This window comes from Selenomonadales bacterium, from assembly GCA_017442105.1.
Taxonomy (GTDB): Bacteria; Bacillota; Negativicutes; order RGIG982; family RGIG982; genus RGIG982.
The window spans coordinates 1-3854 of sequence record JAFSAX010000083.1; the positions used below are offsets into that span (position 1 = coordinate 1).

The 3854-nt window shown below is 45.8% G+C and carries 2 protein-coding genes; both read left to right on the forward strand.

Translation table 11 applies throughout. The annotated features are described in order from the left end of the window. Positions 1-2028, forward strand: a 2028-nt coding sequence (locus IJN28_03180; protein MBQ6712776.1) for a DNA translocase FtsK, incomplete at its 5' end; no start/stop codon positions are given. Next, positions 2025-3854, forward strand: a 1830-nt coding sequence (locus tag IJN28_03185) for a YgiQ family radical SAM protein (GenBank protein ID MBQ6712777.1), incomplete at its 3' end; no start/stop codon positions are given. The genes IJN28_03180 and IJN28_03185, both read left to right, overlap by 4 nt.

A 3854-nucleotide genomic window follows, 5' to 3' on the forward strand; every position in this document is an offset into this window, starting at 1 on the left:
GCATTTTATCATCACTTCAATTCCCCTGTAGGAGAGGAGATCATCGCGGAACATTTACCGACGGGCGGCGGTCTTATCGGCGGTGCTTTCTTGATGTCATTGCGCAGTTTCCTCGGCGTAGACGGGACGTGCATCGCACTTGCTATCTTAATTATCGTTGCTGTCGTTTTGATCACGAAATACTCTGTCGGCAATGGCTTATTAAAAGCACAAAAGCAAGTTGAAACCGGCGTGAAAGCAACAAAAGAAAAAGTATCTTCGACCTATACACAGATTCAAGAACGCAGACAGGCTGAAGCGGAATTGGGTGGCAAACGTCAATTTTTCAATCAAGAAAAGAAAAATCAAACACCGCTCGAACCCAAAGAACGCCGCTCTATTCTCGATCTGTCCGAGTTGGAAGATATTGACTTAACATTTGCTACGCGAATACCTACAGTAGCAACAGTATCTACGACACCAACAGCACCAACAGTGCCATCTGTACCGATCGAAAAGGAACCATCTTTACAGGAAGAAGAACCCCGAGCACAAAAAGCGGCAGAAATACCTGTTCAAACAGAAAAGACGGAAAAAGAATCATCTTATCAACTTCCTCCGATCTCGCTGTTAAAACAATCAAGCAATGGACGTCCGTCGCAATTAGCAAAAGAGATCAGCCGCAATGCTCAGATTTTGGAAGAAACCTTAGAAAACTTCAATGTCCGAGCCAAAGTGACTGATGTTTCTTGCGGTCCCAGTGTAACACGATATGAATTGGAACCTGCTCCGGGAGTAAAAGTCAGCCGTATCGTCAATCTGTCCGATGACTTAGCGCTTAAACTGGCAACCTCAGGTATCCGTATCGAGGCACCAATTCCCGGTAAAGCAGCTATCGGTATCGAAGTTCCCAATAAAGAGTTTATCGGTGTTCCGTTCCGTGAGATCGCCGAAAGCCAGACATTCCAAAAAGCCTCGTCCAAGTTGACGGTCGGCCTGGGTAAAGATATCGCAGGACAACCTGTTATTGCCGATCTCGGCAAAATGCCGCATCTTTTGGTCGCAGGTGCAACAGGTTCAGGGAAAAGTGTTTGTATCAATACCTTGATCACAAGCATTTTGTTCCGTGCAAGACCCGATGAAGTAAAGTTCATCCTTATTGACCCCAAAATGGTCGAATTTGCCGCATATGACGGTATCAGCCATTTGATGGCACCTGTTGTCACCGATGCCAAAAAAGCAGCAGGCGCACTCAACTGGGCAGTCCGCGAAATGGAACGCAGATATGCAATGTTCGCGGCCGAGAGTGTACGCGACATTTCGCGTTTCAATGAAGTATCGACCGAACCTCCGCTTCCTGCTATCGTTATCATTATCGACGAATTGGCAGACTTGATGATGATCGCACCTGTCGATGTTGAAGATGCTATCTGCCGACTTGCCCAAAAAGCACGTGCGGCAGGTATTCACTTGATCTTAGCAACGCAACGCCCGTCCGTTAATGTCATCACGGGTACGATCAAAGCTAATATCCCATCGCGTATCTCGTTCGCTGTCGCATCACAAGTCGACTCTCGAACGATCCTTGATATGGGCGGAGCAGAAAAACTGCTCGGAAAAGGCGATATGCTCTATTATCCTGTCGGTGCATCAAAACCAAAACGTGTACAAGGTGCATTCATCTCCGATGGTGAGATCGCCGCGGTAATTCAGCATATTAAAGAACAAGATCGTGTACAAAAAGAAGAGCCTGTCGTATTTCCTGATATGGTTGAAAAAAACACTTCTTCCGACCGTGCATCTATGGAAGATGAATTGTTGGAAAAAGCTATTTTTACAGTCCTTGAAACGGGACAAGCTTCGGCATCTATGCTGCAGCGCAAATTCCGCATCGGATACACGCGTGCAGGTCGATTGATCGATATCATGGAAGAGATGAAGATCGTCGGTCCGAATGCAGGTAGTAAAGCCAGAGAAATATTGATGACCTCACAGCAAGTCCAGAATACTTATTTCAACACAGAAAATAAAGAAGGAGCAGACACATGACAGAACGATTTTTGCCGATGACACGTGCAGAAATGAAAGCATATGGCTGGGATGAACTCGACTTTTTGTTCATCAGCGGGGATGCCTACGTTGACCATCCGAGTTTTGGCCCTGCTATCATTTGTCGCCATCTTGAAGCACAAGGTTACCGTGTCGGTATCATCGCACAACCCAATTGGCATACAACCAAGGATTTTAAAGTGATGGGCAAACCACGTCTTGGTGTCTTGATTTCTGCAGGCAATTTAGACTCTATGCTCAATAAGTTTACTGCCGCAAAAAAATTCCGTCACAACGATGATTATTCACCGGGCGGAGAGGCAGGCAAACGTCCCGACCGCGCTACTGTCGTATATGCAAATCGTGCGCGTGAAATATGGAAAGATACGCCGATCATCATCGGTGGTATCGAAGCAAGTCTTCGTCGTTTTGCACATTATGATTATTGGTCGGAAAAAGTACGCCGTTCGATGCTCCTTGACAGTCGTGCCGATCTTCTTGTATTCGGCATGGGTGAGAAACAAGTAAGTGAGATCGCCAAACAACTCGATGCAGGTGTTCCCATTAACGAGATTCGCAATGTACAAGGCACCTGTTACCGCACCGAAAACAAAGAAACACTTCCCGAAGGTGTATGGATGCCGTCGTATGAAGCTGTTGCAGATGATAAAAAGGCTTTTGCCAAAGCGTTTCGTCTTATGTACTTAGAGCAAGATGCATTCCGCGGCAAATGCCTTATCCAACCGTCGGGCACGAGCTATGTCATCCAAAATCCGCCCGCGATGCCGCTTACAACAGAAGAAATGGATGCGATCTACGCTCTGCCGTATCAACGCACTTGGCATCCTGCTTATGACGATGCAGGCGGTGTACCTGCGATCGAAGAAGTCAAATTCAGCCTCGTCAGCCAACGCGGTTGTTTCGGAGGTTGTTCCTTCTGTGCGATCACGACACATCAAGGTCGTATCATTCAAGCACGCAGTCACGAATCCATCTTGTCAGAAGCTAAACAATTGATTGCCGATCCTGATTTCAAAGGATATATCCACGACGTAGGAGGGCCGACAGCCAACTTCCGTCAACCTGCTTGCACTGCACAACTAAAACGAGGTGTATGCGCCAACAAACAATGCCTTGCACCTGTACCGTGCAAAAATCTTGTCGCTGATCATCGTGATTATGTATCACTGTTGCGTAAATTGCGCAAACTTCCCGGCGTAAAGAAAGTTTTTATTCGTTCCGGTATTCGTTACGATTACTTATTGCTTGATAAAAACACTGATTTTCTCCGCGAACTTTGTGAACATCATGTTAGTGGTCAGCTCAAAGTTGCCCCCGAACACATTTCTGTACGTGTTCTCAAAATGATGAGCAAAAGTCCCAAAGAAGTCTATCAGCGATTTTCTGCGGCTTACGAGAAAGTCAATCGGCAATTAAATAAAAAACAATATCTTGTACCGTATTTTATGTCAAGTCATCCGGGAGCAACACTTGCCGATGCTATTGAATTAGCCGAGTTTCTCCGTGAACTGAACTACATGCCACAACAAGTACAGGATTTCATCCCAACACCGGGCAGTCTGTCCACCTGCATGTATTATACAGGTATTCATCCTTTAACGGGTGAATCTGTCTATGTTGCACGCAATGCATCTGACAAAAAAATGCAGCGTGCACTCTTGCAATATCGCAAGCCTGAAAACTATGAGATCGTTTACCAAGCACTTCGTCGTGCCAATCGTATGGATCTGGTCGGTTATGGTCCAAAATGTTTATTAAGACCACCAAAAAAAGATATCAACAAAAAAATATTTACAACCTCTGCC